At 28.7% G+C, this 23,936-nt stretch carries 17 protein-coding genes, 5 tRNA genes and 1 pseudogene; 17 read left to right on the top strand and 6 right to left on the bottom strand.

All coding sequences use genetic code 11. The annotated features are described in order from the left end of the window. The first annotated feature begins 141 nt into the window (after window positions 1–141). On the top strand, window positions 142–2,340 hold the full coding sequence (locus U880_RS0104020) for a methyl-accepting chemotaxis protein (RefSeq protein ID WP_024654862.1): 2,199 nt from the start codon (window positions 142–144) through the stop codon (window positions 2,338–2,340). Between the two features lies 1 nt (window position 2,341). Here the strand turns inward: U880_RS0104020 and murB are convergent, their stop codons facing one another. After that, window positions 2,342–3,259 (bottom strand): UDP-N-acetylmuramate dehydrogenase, encoded by a 918-nt coding sequence (murB, locus tag U880_RS0104025; RefSeq protein ID WP_024654863.1) that lies wholly within the window; start codon window positions 3,257–3,259, stop codon window positions 2,342–2,344. Between the two features lie 201 nt (window positions 3,260–3,460). Between murB and U880_RS0104030 the strand changes: the two genes are divergently transcribed. From U880_RS0104030 to U880_RS0104045, 4 genes are read left to right on the top strand one after another with little or no spacing between them, the layout of a single operon-like run. Continuing rightward, entirely contained in the window at window positions 3,461–4,906 is a 1,446-nt protein-coding gene (locus U880_RS0104030) for a cysteine--tRNA ligase (RefSeq protein WP_024654864.1), read from the top strand. A 3-nt stretch (window positions 4,907–4,909) separates the two neighbouring features. Further along, a complete protein-coding gene (locus tag U880_RS0104035) occupies window positions 4,910–6,463 on the top strand; it encodes a DNA-binding protein (RefSeq protein ID WP_024654865.1) in 1,554 nt (517 codons plus the stop codon). Further along, window positions 6,453–7,706 (top strand): serine hydroxymethyltransferase, encoded by a 1,254-nt coding sequence (gene glyA / locus U880_RS0104040; protein ID WP_024654866.1) that lies wholly within the window; start codon window positions 6,453–6,455, stop codon window positions 7,704–7,706. Before U880_RS0104035 ends, glyA begins: the two co-directional genes overlap by 11 nt. 26 nt (window positions 7,707–7,732) lie before the next feature. Further along, on the top strand, window positions 7,733–8,482 hold the full coding sequence (locus U880_RS0104045; protein WP_024654867.1) for a J domain-containing protein: 750 nt from the start codon (window positions 7,733–7,735) through the stop codon (window positions 8,480–8,482). A 99-nt stretch (window positions 8,483–8,581) separates the two neighbouring features. Here U880_RS0104045 and U880_RS0104050 read toward each other — a convergent pair whose 3' ends face one another. After that, the gene (locus U880_RS0104050) at window positions 8,582–10,426 is read right to left on the bottom strand and encodes an integrin-binding adhesin P66 family protein (protein WP_024654868.1); all 1,845 of its coding nucleotides are present in this window, start codon (window positions 10,424–10,426) and stop codon (window positions 8,582–8,584) included. A 212-nt stretch (window positions 10,427–10,638) separates the two neighbouring features. Beyond that, window positions 10,639–12,141: a lactate permease LctP family transporter gene (locus U880_RS0104055; protein ID WP_024654869.1), complete on the bottom strand. Its 1,503-nt coding sequence runs from the start codon at window positions 12,139–12,141 to the stop codon at window positions 10,639–10,641. Between the two features lie 80 nt (window positions 12,142–12,221). Here U880_RS0104055 and U880_RS0104060 point away from each other — a divergent pair. The 12 genes and pseudogenes from U880_RS0104060 to U880_RS11520 all read left to right on the top strand — a co-directional run. Continuing rightward, window positions 12,222–13,167, top strand: a pseudogene (locus U880_RS0104060) (D-alanyl-D-alanine carboxypeptidase family protein); the annotation flags it as partial. 243 nt (window positions 13,168–13,410) lie between these two features. Beyond that, on the top strand, window positions 13,411–13,902 hold the full coding sequence (locus tag U880_RS0104065) for a chemotaxis protein CheD (protein ID WP_024654871.1): 492 nt from the start codon (window positions 13,411–13,413) through the stop codon (window positions 13,900–13,902). Between the two features lie 185 nt (window positions 13,903–14,087). Next, entirely contained in the window at window positions 14,088–15,509 is a 1,422-nt protein-coding gene (pepD, locus tag U880_RS0104070) for a beta-Ala-His dipeptidase (RefSeq protein ID WP_024654872.1), read from the top strand. Window positions 15,510–15,610: 101 nt separating this feature from the next. Next, window positions 15,611–15,685 (top strand) — tRNA-His (locus U880_RS0104075). 17 nt (window positions 15,686–15,702) lie between these two features. Continuing rightward, window positions 15,703–15,776, top strand: a tRNA-Arg gene (locus tag U880_RS0104080). Window positions 15,777–15,833: 57 nt separating this feature from the next. Then, window positions 15,834–15,914: transfer RNA gene (locus U880_RS0104085), tRNA-Leu, on the top strand. A gap of 5 nt (window positions 15,915–15,919) precedes the next feature. Beyond that, window positions 15,920–15,991 (top strand) — tRNA-Gly (locus U880_RS0104090). A gap of 48 nt (window positions 15,992–16,039) precedes the next feature. Continuing rightward, on the top strand, window positions 16,040–17,389 hold the full coding sequence (tig, locus tag U880_RS0104095; RefSeq protein ID WP_024654873.1) for a trigger factor: 1,350 nt from the start codon (window positions 16,040–16,042) through the stop codon (window positions 17,387–17,389). Window positions 17,390–17,403: 14 nt separating this feature from the next. Further along, entirely contained in the window at window positions 17,404–17,988 is a 585-nt protein-coding gene (gene clpP / locus U880_RS0104100; protein ID WP_024654874.1) for an ATP-dependent Clp endopeptidase proteolytic subunit ClpP, read from the top strand. Window positions 17,989–18,010: 22 nt separating this feature from the next. Then, a complete protein-coding gene (gene clpX / locus U880_RS0104105) occupies window positions 18,011–19,300 on the top strand; it encodes an ATP-dependent protease ATP-binding subunit ClpX (protein WP_024654875.1) in 1,290 nt (429 codons plus the stop codon). Then, window positions 19,275–21,683, top strand: coding sequence for an endopeptidase La (lon, locus tag U880_RS0104110; protein WP_024654876.1), 2,409 nt, complete (start codon window positions 19,275–19,277; stop codon window positions 21,681–21,683). Before clpX ends, lon begins: the two co-directional genes overlap by 26 nt. Before the next feature lie 34 nt (window positions 21,684–21,717). Beyond that, on the top strand, window positions 21,718–21,864 hold the full coding sequence (locus U880_RS11520; protein WP_162830779.1) for a hypothetical protein: 147 nt from the start codon (window positions 21,718–21,720) through the stop codon (window positions 21,862–21,864). Between the two features lie 28 nt (window positions 21,865–21,892). Here the strand turns inward: U880_RS11520 and rpsD are convergent, their stop codons facing one another. The 3 genes from rpsD to U880_RS0104130 all read right to left on the bottom strand — a co-directional run bounded on the left by rpsD (window position 21,893) and on the right by U880_RS0104130 (window position 23,935). Beyond that, complete coding sequence (gene rpsD, locus U880_RS0104120; RefSeq protein ID WP_024654877.1) at window positions 21,893–22,519, bottom strand: 30S ribosomal protein S4; 627 nt, start codon at window positions 22,517–22,519, stop codon at window positions 21,893–21,895. Window positions 22,520–22,537: 18 nt separating this feature from the next. Further along, window positions 22,538–22,611 (bottom strand) — tRNA-Met (locus U880_RS0104125). Window positions 22,612–22,666: 55 nt separating this feature from the next. Then, the gene (locus U880_RS0104130; protein WP_024654878.1) at window positions 22,667–23,935 is read right to left on the bottom strand and encodes a cation diffusion facilitator family transporter; all 1,269 of its coding nucleotides are present in this window, start codon (window positions 23,933–23,935) and stop codon (window positions 22,667–22,669) included. Window position 23,936 lies beyond the last annotated feature (1 nt).

A 23,936-nucleotide genomic window follows, 5' to 3' on the forward strand; every position in this document is an offset into this window, starting at 1 on the left:
TTTATTATATAATTATATACATATTATTAATTAATGAAATGTATATTTTAGTGAATATTTATTAATTATTTATATTATACTATAATTCGTTAACATGGCTTGAAACTTTATTTTTATGGATTGAATTGTGGAGAATTTTTTATGCGTGAGGATTTGGTGAATGTTAAATTAAAAAATATGAGATTTTTGCTCTATCTCATGCTTTTTATTTTTATTTGCTTTGGTTTGTTGTTTCTAGGTCAAGCTTATTTAAATTATAGACATGAATATTTGAATCGTATTGAGGCTGATTTTAAACTTTTTTCAAGTAATGTGGCTTTTAAGATAAAGAATAAATATGATGCTGCTGTTAGTGTTTTGAAAAATTTGATTAAGGATAGTAATGTTTTAAATGTATTACATAAGGTTTCAAATAATTTTGTTTCAAGTGTCGATTTAAGATTTATAGATTTAAATACAAGTATTGCTCTTTTTTTAAGTTCTAAAGGATTTAATGATGTAAGCAAAATTTTTCAACATATTTCTCTTGAAGCTGATTCTTTAGAGGGAGTTTTTTATATTCCTGCAGGAAAAAATGTTTTAATTTCAAATAAAAATTTTTCATTCTTAGATATCAATAATATTATTGAGGATCCAATTTATTTTGTGCCTGTAAAGGAGCGTAGTGTTTATTATTCAAGTTATAAGAGAGTAAAAAATAAGCTTTATTCCCTTGTAAGTATGCCACTTATAAACGATAATCATGCAGTATTAGGAGTAATTTGTTTTTTTGTTTGTTTTGATAGTTTATTTGTTGATATTGCAAATCAATTGAATTCTTATTTTAAATTTAGCAATAAGAATTATGAATTTTTTATGATTGATAGAGATTTTCAACCTTTATTGTTAAATCTTAATGACTTAAATATTAATAATTTTTCAGAAAATTATGTAAATAGTGTGTTAAGTAGTGTTATAGAAGTCGTTAAAATCGATCCTAATATTGTTAAAAAAATTGTAAAGCATAATACTTCTTCTTATTTTTTAAGTACTTCTCAGCTTGCTGGACAGGTAGTTCAAGGCATTATTTTTGATATTAATCATGTTCCTTTAAAGTTTCAGTCAAATTCAATATTTTTCTTAGGTTTTATCTTTTTTTCTTATCTTATCATCTTTTGTCTATGCATCAAGTTTGTTTTACCCTTTTTTAGTGATTTTAAAATTTTAATTGAACAAAAAAAGGAGAGAGAGGATATTTTAAAGCTTGATTCTGCCTCAGAATTCAAATATAAATCTTTTATTTTCTCTTATATTAATACTGAATTTGATAATTTGTTTTCAAAGACTACTAATATCGTTAATAATATTAAATTTTATGTACAGGAATTAAGGGGACGTCTAATCGAAATGAATATACCAGAAGAAAGTATAGAGAGAGTGCATAATAGTCTTACTACTTATGATGGGATAGGAGATGCTTTTTCTAAATTTGAAAAAGCAGTTATGAATATTTTAAAAGATTTTGAATCAACATCTAATCCAATTAATGAGCATAATAAAAATATATTAGATATTGCTGCTAAATTTGAAGAGAATACTAATGCTTTTTATGCAATAGATAAAAATTTAGAAGTTTTTAATAAAGTTGTAGTGTCAAATTCTGCAAGTATTGATACAGTAAAGAGTAAAGTTTCTGAATTGAATTCTGTATTTGATAGTGTAAATAAAAATTTCTCCGACCTTTTGTCGCAAACTAATAATCTTCAAAGTGCAAATAAACTTTTGGTTTTAATATCGGCTCAGACTAATATGCTTGCAATGAATGCAGCTATTGAGGCAGCAAAAGCAGGAGATGCTGGTAAGAGTTTTGCTGTTGTTGCAGAAGAAATTAGAAAGCTTGCTATTAATTCTGGTAAGTACTCAACGACTATCAAGGATGAGCTTAAAAAGGTTAATAATATCATTTCAGTTATAAGTTCAGAAATTGATTCTATTTATAAAGATTTCATTGATATTCAAGATAATATTAATAATAATTCTATGCAGCATGAGAGAATTAATATTACTCTTGCTAAACATGTGAAAGAGATAGGTGAATTTAAAGAACAGTATTTAGCCCATGATATTAAAATTAAAGACACTAAAAATATGTGTAAAGAAATATTTAATAGTTATTTTGTTATTAGTGGAAAGTTTCATAATTTGAATAGTGATCTGAGTGAATTTGAGGTTTCTAAAATGAGTTTAGATGCATTAGAAACTTTGCGTGAACATATACTTTTGATTAATGAGTTTAAAGAAAAAATTTCTAAAATGAGAGATGTTGTTGAGAATATGAATAATGAATTTTGGGGTATGTAGTTTAATTTTTTTGATTAAATCCTATATATAGTATTTCTTCTTCAAGTAAAAATCCTGTTTTTATTTGAACTTGGGTTTTTATCTTGTCAATAAGTGTTTTAACCTCTCTAGAAGTAGCGTTGTTATTATTAATTATAAAATTGCCATGATAATGTGATACTTTTGCTCCTCCGATTTGAAGTCCTTTTAAATTGCATTCTTCAATTATTTGTCCAGTGGGTTTTAAAAAATTTTTGTTGTTTTTAAATGTGCTTCCGCTACTTGGAAAGAGATAATGTCCTTTGTTGATTCTTATTTGCTTATTTTGGTTCATAATTTTTTCAATATGTTTTTTATTGCCTTTCTTTAAATTTAGCGTTGCTTTTAATATTGCAGTATTTTTGTTTTGAAAAGGCGAAATTTTATATGCAAATTCATTTTTATTAAATTTTTTACATATAAAATTTCCATTTTCATCTATAAAGACGATTTTATCTAATATGTCAGAAATCTCACTTCCAAAACATCTTGCATTCATCCAAATTGCTCCCCCAAGTGTTCCAGGAAGTCCATATATAAATTCTAGTCCGCTTAATTCATTTTTCAATGCAAAGTTACATAGATCGTTAAAATTGGTTCCGCATTCTGCAGTAATTTGATTGTCATGAATTTCAATTTTATTTAAATGTTTAGTATAGATAATAGGAAAATTGATTTCTTCTTCATCGTTTATTAATAGATTTGAACCTCCCCCTAAAATAAATATTTTAATTTTTTCTTTTATTGCTGTTTTAAATATATGTTCTGCATCTTCGATCGTTTTAGGTGTTAAGAATAATTTAGAAATACCCCCTATTTTATAAGTTGTGTAATTTGCAAGATTTGTTGTTTGAGGTTGAATATTTATCTTTTTAAGAAAATTGTTTATGTTTTCTAACATGACATTCATTTTATATTGGATTATTATTTTTTTCAAATTATAACTATACTTTAAATGTAATATAGCTATATAGAATAATTTGGATTTGTCAAATTGTTTCAAATGTAATAGACTTGTTATAATAAGTTATATAAAGATTGTGTCAGTCCTAAGTTTTTTAGGATGTCTTTTGAGTTTAAAACTTAATTTTTGATGGTATTTATGCTTCTTAAGTTATACAATACAAAAACAAAATGTTTGTCTGAAGTAAAGGATTTAAGTGAAACTAAGATTTATGCTTGTGGTCCTACTGTTTATAATTATGCTCACATAGGTAATCTTAGAACTTATATTTTTGAAGATCTTCTTATTAAATCTTTAAAGTTATTTAAGTATAATGTTAATTATGCAATGAATATTACTGATATTGGGCATTTAACAGGTGATTTTGATGATGGGGAAGATAAGGTAGTAAAGGCTGCAAAAGAGAGAGGTCTTACTGTTTGTGAGATTAGCAGGTTTTTTACAAAAGCTTTTTTTGATGATTGTAAAAAGTTAAATATTTTACGTCCTGATAAAGTACTTGTTGCAAGTGAATATATTTTAAGTATGATAGAAGTAGTCAAAGTTCTTGAACAGAATGGGTTTACTTATTTTGTAAATGGTAATGTTTATTTTGATATTGCTCGTTTTAAAAATTATGGACAGATGGCTGGCATTAATCTAAATGATATTAATGAAAATTCTGTTTCTAGAGTTGAATTAGATCTCTCAAAAAGGAATAAATCAGATTTTGTTTTATGGTTTACAAATTCAAAATTTAAAAATCAAGAGATGAAGTGGGATTCTCCTTGGGGATTTGGTTATCCAAGTTGGCATTTAGAATGTGCAACAATGAATTTGAATTATTTTAATAATACTCTTAATATTCATTTGGGAGGTGTTGATCATATTAGAGTTCATCATGTAAATGAAATAGCTATAATGGAATGTTATTTAGGTGTAAACTGGTGTGACATGTTTGTTCATGGTGAGTTTTTGATTATGGAAAATGAAAAGATGTCAAAGTCAAATAATAATTTTATTACTATTAAAAACTTAGAAGATGAAGGATTTTCACCTTTAGACTTTAGATATTTTTGTTTAACTGCACATTATAGGACACAACTTAAATTTTCATTTCATAGCTTAAAAGCTTGTAAAGTGGCTAGAGAAAATTTGCTTAGTAAATTGACCTCTTGTTATTCTTCGTTAAGTCAATTTGATATTAGTTTACTTAGTCAGGATGATGAAAATGCTAAGTTTGTTTTAGAACACAAGTATTATTATAGTTTTTTAGAAAGCATAGCTTTTGATTTGAATATTCCTAAAGTGTTGGCTTTGCTTTGGGATATTGTAAGGGATAATAATTTAAGCTCTCTTGCGAAACTTAAACTTGCATTTAAATTTGATGAAGTTTTGTCTCTTGGATTACGGGAAGAAATTTTGAGAGAAATTGACAGGAGTAGGGTAGTTATTGATGATGTTATGAATTCTTTGATTGAAGAGAGACGACTTGCCAAATTGAAAAAAGATTTTAAACGTGCTGATGAGATTAGAGAATATTGTCGTTCTAAAGGTTTTATATTAATTGATACTGAAGAGGGTACTAAAGTTAAAAGAGGGTAATTTTTGGCAGTATTTATTAGGGGACAATATTTTGTTTTAAGTTTGATTTTTTTGATTTTTTTTTGTTTATTTGTTTTTTCTGGATTTTTATTTTATTTAAAGCCTGTAATTTATGAAATATCACCAATGCCTGCTTCTCATGAAAATGTAATTGTTATTAAGGGACGTAATTTGGGTGATCATATTGGAGAAATTAATATTAATGATCATTATTTAATGAAAAGTAGTATTATTAGTTGGAGCAATGAGAAAGTAGTTTTTAAAATTACTAATGAAATTAATTCTGGGCTTGTTTTTATAAAAAATAGGCAAGGTATTAGTAATGAGCTTTTTCTTGTTATTAGTAGACAAGTTCCAATCAAACTTGAAAAAGGCAATAGTCCTTTTCTTGTTTTTGAGGAAAATTTAGTTGTAATGACAAATACTCCTGTTGTATTGAGGGGTAAAAATTTGATATCAGATTCTGGAATTGTTGAGATATTTATTCAAACCAAACATGAACTTTATAAAGTTCTCTCTAGAGATATATTGAGTTTAAGTGAGGTGGAAATAAGATTTATGCCTCCCAAAACTTTGGATATTAATGGTGAGATTTTTGTGATGGTTGATGAACTTAAGAGCAATAAGCTTCCTTTTAAATTTAATGAAAATTTTTTTGCATGGAATTTAAAGAAGGGTAGAAATTTTAAAATCTCTCATGAAATTTATTTTTTAAAGAATAAGAATGATAATTCTAATGAAATATTAAATAATATTAATTTTAATATTTTTTATTTAAGTCCAGTTGAAAATGAAAGACAAAAAATTCAGTTTGCAGATAATAATGGAACTCTATTGAATTTAGATAATTTGTTTTTTAAAAATTTGAAATCAGATAAGTATCATTTTAACTTTGAAGTTAAGACTTGTCAGTTAAATTTAGATATTTTTGATGTGAAAGCTTTGGAGGGTATTAAGGTAAATGCAGATGCTAATATACGCGAGTTTAAAACTTATGTTTTAGATAAAAGAGATCATTATTTATCTTATGAGTCGTTTGATTTAAGTTCAATTAATTTAAATGTCAATAACAAAGATTCAGCTTATGAATTAGCTAAATCTATTATTGATGCTTTAGTATCATATTTTACGCTTGTAGATAATGATTTAGCTTTAGATAAAGCTATTGAGATGAAAGAAATTTCGGTTGATAATTTGATTTTACTTACTAATTTATTTTTTTTTCGACATAATATACCTTTAAGAAATGCTATTGGATTTTATTTTGATAATAAGTCTTCCAGACTTCAAAAACATATTTGGTGTGAGTTTTTTTTAGAGCATATTGGTTTTATTTATTTTGATATAATAAATGCAGTATTATTTAAGGATAGCTCAAGTTATTTTTTGAATATGTCAGAGAATTATATCCATTATGGATATAGAGAAGATTATGATGAGGATTTATTATTAGATGAATATGTTGATTTGGTATTGTTTCAATATAAAAGCTTAACAAGTCATGATCATTCTTTAAATTATAAGATTACTTTGGAGGAAAATATTAATGATAGATGATATTCTATTTGATTTAATTGAAAGAGAAGCTAAGAGAGAGAGAGAAAATATTGAGTTAATTGCTTCAGAGAATTTTGTTTCATCAAATGTGAGACAAGCTGTTGGAAGTGTTTTGACCAATAAATATTCCGAAGGGTATCCTTCAAAGAGATATTATGGTGGATGTTCTGTTGTTGATGATATTGAAAATTTGGCCATATCACGAGCTATGGAATTATTCGGTGCAAGTTATGCTAATGTTCAGCCTCATAGTGGTTCTCAGGCTAATATGGCTGCTATAATGTCACTTATTAAGCCTGGGGATAAAATTCTTGGGATGGAATTATCTCATGGTGGTCATTTGACACATGGTAGTAAGGTTAGCTTTTCTGGTATGTTTTTTGATGCATATTCTTATGGTGTTTCAAGAGATTCGGAGATGATTGATTACGATGATGTTAGAAGGATAGCTAAAGCATGTAGGCCAAATTTGATAATTGCTGGTGCATCTTCTTATTCAAGAGAAATTGATTTTAAGAAGTTTCGTGAAATAGCAAATGAAGTTTCAGCTTATCTTTTATGTGATATTGCTCATACTGCAGGTCTTGTTGCTACGGGTTTTCATAATTCTCCTATTGATGTTGCACATTTAACTACAAGTACTACTCATAAAACTTTAAGAGGACCTAGAGGAGGCTTGATTCTTTCGGGCAGAGAGTGTAATACGATGATCAATTATAATAATAAAGAGAGAACTTTAGGTTCAGCTGTTAATTCTTGTGTTTTTCCAGGAACTCAAGGTGGACCTTTAATGCATGTTATTGCAGGTAAAGCAGTGGCTTTCAAAGAAGCATTAAATAAAGAGTTTAAAGATTATATTTCTAGGGTTATAGAGAATACTAAAGCTATGGCTGAGTATTTTATTTCAGAAGGTCTGAGAATAGTTAGTGGTGGTACAGATAATCATTTGTTTTTAGTTGACCTTAGTGATTTAGGTATTACGGGAGCTGATGCTGAGAAGATTCTTGAGAGTGTAAATATTACGCTTAATAAGAATGCAATTCCTTTTGATTCTAAAAATCCTTCTGTAGCTTCTGGTATTAGAATTGGTGCTCCTGCTATTACTTCACGAGGTTTAAAGAGAGATGATTCTATTAAAGTTGCTCATTTTATTGTTAGGGCTTTAAAGACAAAATCTGCTGATGAACTTAGAAAGATCAAACAGGAAGTTATAGGGTTTATTAGTAGTTTTGATATGCCTTAATTTTAATTTATAGGTTGTTTGTTGAAGTGTCTAATTTATTTCAGATTATTTTTTTATTGTTGCCATTTATTTTGATTTTTAGTCCTTTTATTTTAAGTATATTTTTCATATTTTTTATTTTTTGTATAATTTATAGTATTTTAGGTGGATTTAGGATATATACTACAGGGGATTATTTTTATTCTAAATCAAGGGAATTTGAGTTTTATAAATTATCATTTTTATTAATGGCTAAGTTAATTTCTATTTTAGGATCGATGACCGGTGAGCAATTAAATTATATTAATTTTATAATGAGTTCATTAAATTTATCTGAAAGGGATAAGAGTGAACTTTATAATCTATTTCATTTTTCTGTGACTCAGAATAGGAATGCAGACAAAATATTATATACTCTAAAACTTGGCTATTTTCAACGTAAAGACCTTTTTGTGTGGCTTGTTTCGGTTTTAAAAGAAATTAATAATTTGGCTAGGTATAAAAGTTCAGAAGGTGATAAATTTATTTTATATGTTAGTTCATTCCTTGAACTTGATTTTGAAAGTTATGATTCTTATAAGAATGTTGATATTAAGATTGTGAGTCCTTATGAAGTATTAGGGTTAAAGTATGATGCTAGTGATGATGATATAAAGAAAGCTTATAAAAAATTGGTTATACAATACCATCCAGATAAATTTGCAAATGAACCTGTTAAACAAAAAGAAGCAAATGAAAAATTTATTAAGATTCAAGATGCTTATGAAAGAATTTCTAAAGAGAGAAATTTAAAGTAGCAATGAATTGGTTATAAATTTATAATTTGCAGGGTTATGTTGAATTTTATGAGTAAAATTGTTTAAAGAGTAAATTTACTCTTTAAACAATTTTATTTATTAAGAAATAGATATTTTAAGTAGTATAAATACACTTCCCTTTTGATCTTTGGATGCCAGAATATTGTTTGAATCCCATCCAATAACTATGTTTGTTAATTTAATTAGGTTTTCTAATTCTAGTCCAGCTTTTAGATATAAAGTGTTATTTGAAAAATTAAGAGCTCCTAGCATATGAGCACCTACATATGGAATTATATATGTATTTGGTGACATAGATTTTAAAGGTATTGCATAATCAAGGTATAATGCACCCCCAAGTTGGGTTGCGCTAGTAAATTCAATGTTGGTTTTATTTGTGGTGGTGTTGGTTTTGTTTGGGTTAAGATCTGCTATTATGTCATCTGATTTAGGTTTGTCTCTTAATAGATCGTAAATTCCTATTGAGGCTATCCATCCAAGTCCAGGAATAATACCTTTTTTATTATCTTCGTAAGTTGAAATTTCTGCATTCAATGTTTGAAATGATTTTTTAGCAATGTTTTGTATTAACGTATTTGAAGATGTGGGTCTATATAAACTTTTTCCATAATTAATTCCAAATCCTATACCGGATTTTTTGTCTTGTGCGCCAAATATTCGTTTGTTATAAGATTTACTTCCGCTAATTTCCCAAGATTCTTCTTCTCCTTCATCTGTATTCCAGGCAAATCCTATACCAGTTCCTATAGAGAATTCAAAATTGGGAGTTCTTTTTGTATCGAATTGAAGCTTATTGCTTATTGGATCAAATTGTTTTTTTTCATCTGTGTTTGCTTTTCTAGATATATGTCCAAGTATAGAAAAATCGCTTGCAAATGGGTCTATTCCTAAATCGGAACCAGCTTTTAATACTAGATAAGTATTCTTATTGTTAATTTTTGTAAGACCAAGTTTGTAACTAACTCCAATGGAAGTTATTATAGATGCATTTGATAGAGTTGGACTTACAAGATCTGAGTCTATAACAGATGTATCTTTAAGACCATATGTTATAGAGGAATTATTGAATGTTGAATTTCCGATTGCTCCTGATATTCCAAAATTCAACTCAAGAGGATTTTTGACAATTATATTTGAATTATATTGTGTTGGTTTGTTTTGTATTGGCTTCCATTTGACTTGAGTGCCATAAAGTATACCTTTGTAAGTATCGTTATAAGGAATTGCATCTTTATTTTTTTTATCCTCTTCAGAATCCTTGTCATTTTTTTTATTATTTCTGTTTCCTGTTCCTGTTGCTCCAATTGATAGTATGAGTTCTAATTGTGATGGAAGTTTGTATCCAAATTGAAGAGTTCCTATTTTTTTAGCTGTACTTCTTGCAAGAATTGTTCTTTTTGTTGCATTTTCCTTGTTTGGGAAACCGTAATATTGGCTTTGAATTTTACTTATTGGTGCGAAGCTAAATAATGATTCTTGATTAAAGTTAAAATCAGTCATTGATTCCATTTTAAGGTAAAAATCGTACATATTAATTTGTGCTGTAATATTTCCTACGCTAAATTTTATTGGTGTATCACTTTTTCCACTAGCGTTTAAGCATAGACTTTCTACTTTAACATAAGCTGAGAGAGGATCATTATTACCTACTTCTTTTGTGTTTATATAGGGTGTAATCTTAATTCCCACATTGGTTTTATTTTCTAAACCAGGAACAAGTTCATCCATATCAAATCTAAATTGGCTGCTGTTGTCAAAAGTTAGTGTAATAGGGAGTTTGAGATTTGGGTTAAGTGCGGGTGTATTATTGCTTGTATTTATATTGTTTGCGTTATTACCATTAGTATCAGTCTCATTATCTTCAGCAAAAGCCATGATATAATTTAATGTTATTACGAGTAGGCATACTATTGTTTTTGTCATTATGATATCTCCTTTGTTATAAGATGTAAACTTCCTTGGAAGTTTTTTAATAATTATATATTTTAGGTATTAAAGGTTTTATGATTTTATAATATTAGTTCTTATGTAAAAATTCAAGTAATTTTACGGTATGTATAGATTATTTCAAATAAGACCAACTATTTGTTAGCCTTATTTGTTAATATTATGATATATTTAAACTTATTATTTATTTATAATAAGAAGTAAACCAGAATTCCTGATATTAAAATGTATCCAATAGCATATATAATGGTTTTAGATAATAATTTCCCTTCTTGTCCAATAAGTCCTGCAGTCGTTGTTGCGATTGTTATGTTTTGAGGAGAAATCATTTTTCCTCCTGTTGCTCCTGTTGTATTTGCAGCTGATAGCCAATATGGATTAATATCAAGGTTTGTTGCAATTTGTGTTTGCAAAGGTCCAAATAAAACATTTGAAACAGTATCGCTTCCTGTTAAAAAAGTTCCCAGAGCGCCAATTAATGGGCTAAATAGTGGATATAATGTGCCTGTTAATGTTGAGATACCATCTGCAAGGTCTTTGATCATTCCACTATGTGTCATTAATCTTGATATTGATACTATGCAGATAATTACAAATGAAGACAATGCTAGTTTTTTTATTGTAAGGAGGAATGTTTTTAGTTGCTCAAGTATAGGAACACCTCTCATAGAATAAGATATTATGGTTGCAAGAATAATTAGAGGTCCTGGTGAAGTTAGCCATTTAAATTGTAGTGGATTTGCTCCTGGATAAATTTCGAGAATTGTTTTAAAGTTTGATAAATATTTATTTATTGAGTGAAACAGTGGGGAAACAATTATTATAAGTGAAACTATTAAAATATAGGGCATGCAGGCAAGGAATCCTTGCATTTTTGATATTTTTATTTTGTTGTAAGTTTTATTTTCTTTGTCAAAAAATTTTGCATAGATTATTATTATTGCCATTACTGGTATGCTTCCAATTATTGCAGGAAGTTCTGGTCCTAATATTTTTGAAACATAAACTTGTGATATTGCAATAGATGCCCCTGATAGTAGTGTAAGTACAAACATTCCTCCTTTAAGGCTTTTAATTCCGCCGCCTACAAGAATAACCAATATAAATGGTATCAAAAGTGTTGGAATTATTAGTTGTAAAGAGGTGTCATAAGATAACATTTTAACGTCTAATTCTGTTGCTTGTGCTAGAGATATTATAGGAATTCCTACCGAACCATAGGCAGTTGAAGATGTATCCATGATTAAACATAAAAGACATGCAAAAAATGGTTCAAATCCCATTGCTATTAGTATTGATACAGGAATTGCAACAGCAGTTCCATATCCTGCAACTCCTTCCAAGAAGTTACCAAATCCCCATGTTACTAGCAAAATGATTATTCGCCTATCAGAAGATACGTTTGATAACATTGCTTTTATGATTTGCATGTCATTTTGGCTTTCAGCCATTTTATATGTAAAAATAGCAGCTACTATTACAATAATTATTGGCCATATTCCCATTATTGTTCCTTCAAGGATTGCAAGACTTGTATTGCTTATTCCTAGGTTTTTATCAAATAAAACTATTGCAATAGTAACTATTAAACATATTGGTATGACATAGTAAGCTGGTTTTTTTATTATTCCAAGTCCAATAATAATTATTATAATTGGAATTACTGCTTTAATGAAATTATATAAATTCATAGTTGAATGTGAGCTCCTTTTTCTATTTACCATTTAATTTTATAACAAATTTTCATGCAATAATATACAATATTTATTGTATGAAAATTATTTTTATTATTATGAGCATGTTTATTGTGTTTAATGCTCATAAACTATTTTCAATTACTTTGTTGCAAATTGAAAAAGTAACTTTGGATGCCAAGTCAGTCGTTTTGCTTGATTGTGATACTAAATGTGTTCTTTATTCTAAAAATCCAAATTTGGTTTTTCCGCCAGCATCACTTACTAAGCTTGTTACTATTTATACTGCTTTAGTTGAGGCAAAAAAGCAAAATATAGATTTAAATGTCATTGTTCCTATTAGTAGTTCTGCCTCATATTATAATTTGCCTTTAGATTCTTCATTAATGTTTTTAGAAGAAGGTCATAAGGTAACTTTTGAAGAATTGCTTAAGGGTCTTGTAGTTTCTTCTGGTAATGATGCTGCTATTGCGATTGCAGAATTTATAGTTGGTAAAGATTTAAATAATTTTGTTAGTTTGATGAATGATAATGTTTTAAAATTGAAACTTGTAAATACAAGTTTTGTTGATACATCAGGTTATAGTAAAGATAATAAAATTACAGCATTAGAGATGGCATTATTTGCAAAAACTTATATAGATGAATTTGAATTTATGCTTAAGATACATTCTCTTAAAGATTTTATTTATCCAAAACTTGAAAATTTGGGTAGTACTTCTTCTTCAAAGATGTTAAATTTGAAACAAGATAATAAAAATATTTTGATATTGAGTTATCCTTATGCTGATGGATTAAAAACGGGTTATATTAAGACATCTGGTTTAAATTTAGTTGCTACAGCTAAAAAAGATGATATAAGGTTAATAGCTGTTATTTTAGGGGTTAATAAGGGAGTTGATAATGTTGGAGAAAAGAAACGTTCATTAATTGCACAGAAATTGTTTGAATATGGATTTGATAATTATTCTAAATTTTTTTGCATTGGCAAAAATAAATGAAAAAAGATATAATGGGGGTGTGATTTATTTTTTCTTTAAAGTAGTTTTAAATATATTTTGAAGAGAGGTTATTTTAGATAATAAATTCTAACATTAAAATATTGAGTGCTATGTTGAGAAGTGATTAAAGATTTAGAGGATTAATTCCTGAATACTTTTCAAGTATAAATATTAGGTTTATTTGTTTAATTGCATTTGAAAAGTAAAACGTTTAACAGTATTTTATATGGTTTTATAAAAATTTTTTTAGAGAGTAATTAATTTTATGTTAAATCATTTTAATTTTAAATTAAAGAGAGATGTTACGATAATCGTACCGGGTGAGGCTTTTGTATCAAATGATAGGGTTATATCTACAATACTTGGGTCTTGTGTTTCTGTTGTCCTTTATGATGAATTTCGTAAGCTTATAGGGTTAAATCATTATGTACTAGTGAAATCCGATTTAGTGGTAGATGATCTTAAAAAGGGTAGGTATGGTGTTTATGCTATTCCTATGTTAATTGATGCTATGATAGAGAATGGTGCATCAAAAAGCAATCTTAAAGCTAAGCTTTTTGGAGGTGCAAATTTTATAGCCAAGGGGACAGTAAAGGTGGGTGTTGAAAATTCGTCATTTGCACTTAGTGAATTAGATAAGCATGGTATTCCAATTTTGGCTAGAGATGTGGGGCATTCTAAGTCCAGAAAGATTTTTGTTTACCCTGAGAATTTTAGGGTTGTTGTTGAATATCCAGATGGTGCTAAAATTTTTTAATTTTTTATATACAATTTAGTTAGTATATAATTTATATCTTATATGTAATATATATTGACTTTGTAAATTGAGTTTATGGATTGTTTAGTATGTTTTTGTTAAAAATTGATTTTTTAAGTTGTATTATATTGTGTATATGGTAATTATACTTATTAATAATTGTAAATTTTTATTGGAAATAATAGATGGAAAATATTGTAATACATTATTTTAAACAGATATCTCAAATTCCTCGATGTTCAAAGAATTTGAAAGGTATTAGTAATTTTATTAAAAAAGAAGCCAAAAAATTTAGATTTTCTTTTAAAGAAGACAATGTTGGAAATATTGTGGTTAAGATTAAGGCTAATGAATGTGATAATGTTTTGCCAGTGATTTTACAAGCTCATACAGATATGGTTTGTGAAAAAAATGAATCTGTTGTACATGATTTTGAAAAAGATCCTATAAAGATCATAGAGGATGATGGATATTTTTTTGCATCAGGTACTACTCTTGGTGCTGATAATGGAATTGGGGTTGCAATTATGCTTGCCATTATGAGTGAGTCTTCTGCTTTTAAACATCCTGCTTTAGAACTTCTCTTTACTGTTGATGAGGAGATAGGATTAATAGGAGCTATTGGACTTGATCCTAATTTATGTAGTGGTAAGATGTTAATTAATCTTGATGGAGAAGAAGAAGGCTATTTTTTGATTGGTTGTGCTGGTTCTAGGCTTGTTCATATTAATTTTGAGCCACGATATAGAAAATCTAGAAAAAAAACATGTGTTGAAATTTTATTTACAGGACTTCAAGGCGGTCATTCTGGTGTAGATATTCATGTTGATTTTGCTAATTCTTTAAAGTTGATTTTTTTTGCATTAAATTTACTTGGAGAAAAAATATCGTTTGAGATTGGACACATATCTGGTGGATGTAAAAGCAATGCCATTCCTAGAGAGGCAAAGGCATTGATACTGATTGAAGATGAAGATTATGCTTTATTAGAGAGAGAATTAGACTTGTTTAAGTGTCATGTTCAGGAGATGCATAATCTTGATGTTGGTTTTGAGATTGTTTTAGATAGAGTGGATTTTTCTGGTGATGTTTTAGATGACATAGATCAGGGTAAACTTTTAGATATGGGAATGGCGTTTTTTCATGGAGTTCAAAAGGTTGAAGATTATGATGAAAAACTTGTTAGAACATCTTTAAATTTTGCTAGTCTGTTGAAAGTTGGGGATGAATATCAGTTTGTGTTTACAATAAGATCTTTATTAGATATTGAAAAGGAATATATTTGTTGTCATTTAAAAGCTATTAGTAAGCTTGCAGGTGCTAATTTTAAAATAATTTATGATTATTCTTCTTGGCAACCATCGAAGCATAGTGAACTTCTAAGTCATTTGAAAAATGTATATAAAGATATGTATTTGCATGAGGCTAAGACGGTAATGGTTCATGCTGGTCTTGAGACAGGAATAATATCTGCAAAATTTGGAGAAATAGATGCGGTTACAATTGGGCCTTGGATCAATTATCCTCATACACCAAGGGAACGTGTTGATATTGCTTCAGTTGTTAGAGTTTATGATTTTTTAAAGAAAAGCTTGGAAACTTTGTAAGTTGTGAGTTTTTTTTGATGTTATTTAGTTTTGAATATATATTTTGGTTGACTTACTCTTTGAATATATATAAAATAAAATTTGCATATAATTGAGTAATTGGTGGTTGTAGCTCAGTTGGTAGAGCGCCGGGTTGTGGTTCCGGTTGTCGCGGGTTCGAGCCCCGTCAGTCACCTTTTATTTTTTGTTAGATACACCCATGGCTCAATTGGAGAGAGCATTGGACTTCGGATCCAAAGGTTGCAGGTTCGAGCCCTGCTGGGTGTGAAGTGTTGGTTTTGTACTTGCAAAAGCTTTTTAAGTTTTGTATACTACCTAAGGTATGCAGGAGTGGTGGAACTGGCAGACACGCTAGACTTAGGATCTAGTGCCTTAGGCATGTGGGTTCAAGTCCCACCTTCTGCAAAAGTGCGAAAGTAACTCAGTGGTAGAGTATCACCTTGCCAAGGTGGGAGTCGCGGGTTCAAATCCCGTCTTTCGCTTAATTTTGAAAATTATTAATGTTAAAGCATGTTAATTAGAGGAATATTGTGATATTAACTAGTAATGTGAAATTAATGCCTGGTTCTAAAGTTGAAGCTGTTATTCAAATTTCAAAAGAATTTGTTAAGGCAAAATATAATGAAATCTTGAAAGATTATTCTTCTCGTCTTAAAGTTAAAGGATTTCGGACTGGTAAAGTTCCTTTTAGCATTATTGAAGGTAAATATTCTGACAATATTAGGGCTCTTGCTATAGAGAATCTAATTCATAAATCTTTGGAAGAATTCTTTGAAAATGCAATTTATAAGCCATTAAGTTATGCTGTTCCTAAAATATTAGATGAAAAATTGGAAATAAATTTTGATAAAGATTTTGAATTTACTTTTGTTTATGAATCTTATCCTGAATTTGAAATTTTTGATATTTCAAATTTTAAGGTGGAAATTCCAGAAGTTGTTATTTCTGATTCTGATATAGAAAATGAGCTTAAGTTGTTACAATTTGAAAATTCAATAATTGTTGAGGATACCGGTAGTGTTAAAGTAGGTAGTATTGTTAGAGTAGATTTTGTGGAACTTGATGATTCTTTAAATGAGATTTTAGCAACTAAAAGACAAGATTTTGTTCTTACCGTTGGTGGTGAATCTGATAATTATTATGGATTTGATGATGATATTATTGGGATGAAAAAAGATGAAGAGAAAATAGTGGAAAAAAATTATGGTATAGATTATAAGTTTAGTGAACTTGTTAATACTTCTAAGAGATTGAAGATATGCGTTAAGAATATAAAGAGACGTGATATTCCTGAGCTTGATGATGCTTTTGCAAAAGATGTTAAAGATAGTCTGAATACTTTGGAAGAGCTTAGGGATTATGTAAGAGAAAATATGTTAAGAGTTGTTCAGGAGAAGACCAATTCTCTCAAGCTTTCAAAGTTATTATCTAGTATTGCAGAAAAAGTAAATATAGATGTACCGTCTGCTATGTTTGAAGCTGAATTAAAAAATGTTATTAATGAATTTTCACATCAAAATAAGATTAACATTACTCAGTTGCAAAATTCTTCTGCAGGTTTAGAGGGTGTTAGTGATGTTTTTAAGGAAAATGTACTTAATAAATTAAAATCTAAATTAGTTTTTCAAAAAATTGTAGATAATGATTCAAGCGAAGTTACGGAGCTTGATTTAGAGAATGAATTTATTAAGCAGTCTCAAAATTTAAAAATGGCTCTTCAGGATGTTAAGAAATTTTATAAAGAAAAAAATTTATTTGGACTTTTAAAGAATGAAATTAAGAGACAAAAGGTTAAAGAGAAAATTTTACAAGATTTGGAAGAAATTAAACTTGAAAAAGTTTCCTTTAGAGATTTTGTTAATTATGGAACAGGTGAATAATGATAAGAGAATGTATGCATAATTTAGTGCCTACTGTTGTAGAGCATACTGGAAATTATGAACGTGTGTTTGATATATATTCAAGATTACTACGAGATAGAATAATTTTTTTGAGTGGTGAGATTAATGATTTAAGAGCAGATACAGTCATTGCTCAACTTTTATTTTTGGAATCTGAAGACTCTAAAAAGGATATATATCTTTATATAAATTCTCCAGGAGGTAGTATTACTGCAGGACTTGCAATTTATGATACTATGCAGTATATCAAGCCAGATGTGAGGACTATTTGCATTGGTCAAGCGGCTTCAATGGCTGCATTTTTACTTGCGGGAGGTTCTGTAGGTAAGAGAGAGTCTTTGTCTTATTCAAGGATAATGATTCATCAACCTTGGGGTGGAATAGGTGGCCAAGCTAGTGACATTAGTATACAAGCTAATGAAATTATAAGACTTAAGAGGTTAATAATAGATATTATGTCTGAAAAAATAGGAGTTTCTAAGGAAAAATTAGCTCTTGATATTGAGAGAGATTATTTTATGACACCAGAAGATGCTTTGAATTATGGAATCATTGATAGCATTTTGGTGAGGAATTAGTTTGAGTTTTAGGTGAGATTATATGGCAAGAAGTAAAAGTCAAAAAATTGAAGGGTGTTCTTTTTGTGGTCGTACTAGAGCTGAGGCTGAAGGTAAGATTATTTCAGCAAAGTCTGTTGCGATTTGTTTTGAATGTTCTAAAATATGTCATAATCTTTTTAAAGAAGAGTCAGACAAACCAGCAAGTAATAAGGCTCCAAGAGGGCTTCCAACTCCTAAGCAGCTTAAGAGTCATTTAGATAAGTATATTATTGGGCAAGAAGATGCAAAGAAAGTATTATCTGTTGCTGTTTATAATCATTATAAAAGGATCTTTAAGGGAAGTAAGCGAGAGACTGGGGTTGAACTTGAGAAATCTAATGTACTCCTTGTAGGGCCTACTGGTAGTGGTAAGACATTGCTTGCAAAAAAATTGGCAGCTGAGATGAATGTTCCATTTGCAATTGCTGATGCTACAACTCTTACTGAAGCTGGATATGTGGGAGAGGATGTCGAGAATATTTTGCTTAAGCTAATTCATGCTGCTAATGGAGATGTGAGTTTTGCAGAAAGAGGTATCATTTATATAGATGAGATAGATAAGATTGCAAAAAAAGGTGAGAATATTTCAATTACAAGAGATGTATCTGGAGAGGGTGTTCAACAGTCTTTACTCAAGATAATTGAAGGTACTATTGCAAATGTTCCACCAAGAGGTGGTAGAAAACATCCTTATGAGGAAACTATTGCAATTAATACTCAAGATATACTATTTATATGTGGTGGAGCTTTTGTTGGACTTGAAAATATTATTAAAAAAAGAATTAACAAAAGTTTTATTGGTTTTTCATCTTCTAGTCGCAAGGATACAGGTGGAGATAATTCTTTAAAATATTTAGAAATGGAAGATTTGATTAAATTTGGCCTTATTCCAGAATTTGTAGGTAGACTTCCTGTGCATTCTTATCTTGATAAATTAGAAAAAAAAGATTTGATGAAAATATTAGTTGAACCTGAAAATTCTATTGTAAGGCAATACTATCATATGTTTAAGATGGATAATGTTGATCTTTTATTTGAAAAGGATGCGCTTGATGCAATTGCAGAAGAAGCTATGCTTAAAAATACAGGTGCTAGGGGCTTACGCTCTATTTTAGAAGAACTACTTAAAGATGTGATGTTTGAAATTCCTTCCAGTAAGCAAATTAAAAAAGTTATTGTGACTAAAGATTCTGTTTTAAATGCTAACATTGAGCCCTTAATTTTAACGGGAAGGCATGTTAATAAGCCTTGGGCAAAAGAACTTTATGAAATCAATTCTAAATCTAATTAACGCTAAAAAAGATGATCTTCCCATTATTCTTGTAAAAGACAATGTTTTTTTTCCCAATGTGGCTTTGTGGGTTAGTCTTGATGATAGTGCTTCGATTAATGCCATATATCAGTCTATGTTAGAAGACAGGTTGATTTTATTTTTTTGTATTAAGGATCTTGAGTCTGTTTCGGCTAATACTAAGATTAATGTAGATAATTTATATTCTATTGGTACTTATTCAAAGATTATTCAGGTTATAAAAGTTACTGAGACTTTGGTAAAAATTTTAGTTGATTTCCATGATAGAGTTGTTCTTAAGAGTATTTTAAAGAGAAATGATTATTTTAGAGCAAGAGTTGATTTTATATCTGATAAATGTGAATTTAATGATGAACTTTTTACTTATGCTAAATTTTTAAGAGAAACTTATGATACTTATAAATCTTATTTGCCTTCTACAACATCAAAAGATGATGAGAATGTCAATTTTTTTGATAGTCCTGCTAAGTTTGTTGATGTTATAGCTTCTAATGTCAGTTTGGAATATAAAGTTAAAGTGGAACTTTTACAAGAGTTAAATGTTAAGGCTAGAATAGAAAAGTTAATCATGAATTTAAATATTGAGACTGAGCTTTTAATGCTTAAGAAAGATATTAAGAGTAAAGTTAAATCTAAGCTTGATAAAGGACAAAGAGATTATTTTTTGACTGAACAAGTTAAGGAGATTCAAAAAAGATTAGGTAAAGACGAGACTGACTATCTTGAAAGATTGAATGTAAAAGATATTCCTCAAGATATTAAATCTAGAATTGAAAAAGAAATATCTAGATTGACTCGTACAAATGCAAATTCACCAGATGCTAATATTGTTAGGAATTATATTGAATTATTGCTTGAGTTGCCCTGGAATGAAAATACTGTGATGGAGAATTCTTTAAAAGAAATTGAGATTATTTTAAAAAATTCTCATTATGGTATGAATGAGGCTAAAGAGAAAATAATGAACTTTTTAGCCGTTTATCATATTAATTCTAAAGTCCAGGCTCCTATTTTGTGTCTTGTAGGGCCACCTGGAACCGGAAAAACTTCAGTTGCCTTATCTATTGCTAAATCTCTCTCTAGAGAATTTGCAAAAATTTCGCTTGGTGGGCTTAGAGATGAGACAGAAATTAGAGGACATCGTAGGTCTTATGTTGGGGCTCTTCCTGGAGTTTTTATTAATGCAATCAAAGTTGCAGGTAAATCTAATCCTGTTGTTCTTCTTGATGAGATAGATAAAATTAATAGTACTTATAAAGGGAATCCAGAAGCTGCTCTTTTAGAAGTTTTAGATTCCGAACAAAATACCAGGTTTGTTGATCATTATTTAGAGATTCCTTATGATCTCTCTAATGTGTTGTTTGTGGCAACAGCTAATTCGATAAATGAAATTTCTAGGCCTCTTCTTGATAGAATGGAGATTATCAAGATAGAAGGGTATTCTTGTGTTGAAAAGTTAGAAATTGCAAAGAGTTTTTTGATACCAAATATTATTAAGGAGAGTTGTCTAAGTAAAGTTTATATTAGAATAGAAGATGATGTTATTTTACATATAATTAGAAACTATACTATGGAATCTGGAGTGAGAAATTTAAAAAGAGTATTGACCAATTTGTTTAGAACGCTTTTAAGGGAATTGCTTTATAGTTATTCAAAGGAAGATATTATTGAAGGAAATTTTTATTTTCCAAGTTCCTTGATACATGGTAATAATTTACTCTTTACTCATGATCCTGATATTCGTGGTATTTATAGGATAATTAATATGCATAATTTTCATTTTTATGTGAATTGTGAATGTAGGTTTAATTTGATGCGAATTGATTCTTCTGGGTTTGTTTATGGTCTTGCTTGGACAAATTATGGAGGTGCTGTACTTCCTGTTGAAGCTATTAAGTTTGATAAGAAAGGAGACATTATTTTAACAGGTAGTCTTGGAGCTGTTATGAAAGAAAGTGCGCAATTGGCATATTCTGTTGTTAAAACTTATTCTTCAAAATTTAATTTGGACATAAATGAAATTCCAGAAATTCATCTTCATTTCCCAGAGGGAGCTATACCAAAAGATGGACCTTCTGCTGGGATTACTATTGCAACAGCTATTGCTTCTGTTTTATCTGATAAGAAAGTACCTTTGGATGTTGCTATGACTGGGGAAGTTACTCTTAAAGGTTCGGTTCTTTCTGTTGGAGGTATTAAAGAAAAAGTTCTTGCGGCTTATAGGAATGGTATAAATAAAATTATTCTTCCAAGAGATAATGAAAAAGATTATGTTAAACTTCCAGAAGATATTAGAGATAATATTGATGTTAAGTATGTTTCTCATTTAAAAGAAGTATTTGATTATTTAAACATTATTTAAAGTTTATGTGGTAAAATTTATTAAAGGAGGGGCTATGAAAGATGGAGTTAGAAAACCTTCAGGTAGTAGGGCATCTTTGAATTTTCAAGGTATTATTAAAAACCCAACCAAAAATAACTTTTTAAACTTTTCGAATGCCAACTTTGGTAAAAATTTCACTAAAAAAAAGAAAGGTAAATAGCATGACTAGAGTCATGCTATTTGTTACACTACGCTCTCTTAGAATAATATTCTACGATCATTTGTTCATTTGCAAGAGTAGGTATTTCATCTCTTGATGGTATTCGCAGTATTTTGACGTTGAGTGCGTCAGCATTTACTTCTATCCAATCTGGTAATTTTCTAAGGGTAGATGTTTTTTCTATATTAGATCTAACTAATTTTTTTAAGCTATCTTTTTCCTTTACTTGTATTATATCGTTTGCTCTTAAAATAATGGATGGGATTGTAACTCTTCTTCCATTAAGTATAATAATGCCATGTGAAACTATTTGTCTTGCATGAGCTCTTGAAATGGCAAATCCAGCTCGATAAACAATATTGTCAATTCTTCTCTCAAGTAATGCTAAGAGATTATCACCAGTGACTCCTTGTTGTCTTCTTGCTTCTTTAAAAATATTAGTGAGTTGCGTTTCACTAACACCATAAGTAAATTTTACCTTTTGTTTTTCTATTAATTGCTTTCCATATTCTGTAACTTTAGTTCGTCTAGATCTTCCATGCATTCCAGGTGGATTGGGTTTTTTTTTAAGTAATTTGTCATATTTTGGCTGTTCAAAGATATTAACCCCAAATCGTCTAACCAATTTTCCTTTAGCTATACTTTTTCTGTTCATTAATCCCTCACATATAAATAGCAGGAGCAGGACTTGAACCTGCGACCTTCGGGTTATGAGCCCGACGAGCTACCCAGCTGCTCCACCCTGCGTCTTGGAACATAGTCTAACATAATTTTGTTTGTAGTGTCAATTAATTTTATGTTCTTATATTAATATATGGGTTTCGCATATTTCTTGATGACGTTCTTTTATTGTATATTTTATTTTATCTACTTTTTGTATTAACTTTTCTAAGTTATCTTCATACTTTAAGTCTAGCTTGATGTAAAGATTTATTTCATTTCCTTGATGATAAAAATTCAGTTCTTTAAAGTTGATATTAATATTTTTTAATGTATTTTTTATTTCTCTTTTTAAGTTTATGTTTTGTTTTGAGAGAAGATTATTTGCATTGTCGATAATTACGTGTAATCCTTCTTTAATCATCATAAAGCCAATGCATATGGATATTATTTTGTCAAAACCTGTCCATACATAAGTTGCAAGTAATAAACTTAATGTGGTACCTCCATGAGAGAATATACAATTCTTGTCGGATGATGATAATGCTAGAAGTAAATAATTGTTATATCTTTTACCGATTTGGAATTTTACTACATGCTCGATTATTTTTACTAAAAAGAATATAAAAGGTATTAATGGTATCCAAATGCTTTTTTTAAAAGAATTATTTGAAAATATTTCTAATATGTTTTTCTTACTATGATGTTCATGATTAATATGCATTTCAGGTTCTTGATGAAAATCTATTATTTGATTTAGTCCTGTTGAGTTTATAAATATTGTAAATCCTGAGATTATTATGGCGATTCCTATAATTAATGCTATTAAATTTTCCATTTTTTTATATCCGTAAGGATAATGAATTGTTTCTGGTTTATTTGTAATTTTTAAACTAAAATATGTAATTGTTGATAAAATGAAATCTGATGTAACATGAAGTGCATCTGCTATGAGAGCAAATGAATTAAAAAGAATGCCAACGGTAAGTTTAGATGTTATTGATGCTATTTCTGCTAGTACTGAAATTAATCCTATTCTCATAATGATTGTATCTTTTTTTGTTTCATGAGTTAAATCTTTTTCATATTCATTATTGTTATTGACAAATCCTAAATTTTTAAGCTCTTCTTTTATATCATTGATTTTGCATAATACTTTGTGTACTTTATTTTTTTTCCCATAGTGGATTAGATTACGAATTAATATTTTTTCTATTCCTTCTGCATGAAAATTTGGATCCATATAAAAATTATTGATTTGAATTTCTTTATCTTGTATTTTTGCTTTTAAATATGAAATCGTATTAACGTTATTTTCTACATACGCTATGTAAATTTCATTTTTTTGTAGGTTTTCAAGATTTAATTGAGTGCATTTATTGATATTTTTGCTATTAATTATTTTAATCATA

The sequence above is a fragment of the Borrelia hispanica CRI genome (assembly GCF_000500065.1).
Classification (GTDB): Bacteria; Spirochaetota; Spirochaetia; order Borreliales; family Borreliaceae; genus Borrelia; species Borrelia hispanica.